Source organism: Thermococcus sp. M36 (genome assembly GCF_012027355.1).
In the GTDB taxonomy this organism is placed as follows: Archaea; Methanobacteriota_B; Thermococci; order Thermococcales; family Thermococcaceae; genus Thermococcus.
The window spans coordinates 1-496 of sequence record NZ_SNUH01000130.1 but is presented as its reverse complement, the minus strand read 5'-3'; the positions used below and the strand labels follow the sequence as shown (position 1 = coordinate 496).

Annotated in this window: 1 pseudogene; it reads left to right on the top strand. The window is 47.4% G+C overall.

Annotated elements, in window-relative coordinates:
* Positions 1-349: pseudogene (locus E3E36_RS11650) on the top strand (16S rRNA methyltransferase); the annotation flags it as partial.
* Between the last annotated feature and the right edge of the window lie 147 nt (positions 350-496).

The following is a 496-nucleotide window of genomic DNA, read 5'->3' as shown; positions in this document are numbered from 1 at the left end:
GAACTACAACCGCTTCGTTGGTCTGATGGAAAGTCTCTTCAAGAACGGTGTTGTGCCTGAGGGACTTGAGCTGCTTCGCATGGAGGAGAAGAGCCTGGCTGAGCTCATCGACGAAATAAAACCGGACGGAGTCTTCGTCATGCACGAGAACGGGGAGTCCATGAAGCCTCAGGAGTTTGGAAAGGTCCTTGCAGGACTCCAGAGTCCGCTGGTGGTTGTCGGAGGATTTCCCCACGGAGACTTCAGGAGTGAAATTCCCGGAAAGAAGATAAGCCTTTACAAAGCTCCATTGATGGCATGGACAGTTGTGAACGAGATAATCATCAACTTTGAGCATTGGGTTCTCTGAAAAGGGTAGAAGAGCGACATAATGTTTTTATATTTTGCCGATGTTTAGTTCTTTTAGGCCTCTTGAAACAACTCCAACTAGAAACTATCTCCGCGGGGGTGTAATTCGATGAGGAAAATAAGCGTCCTTATGGCGTTCTTAATAACG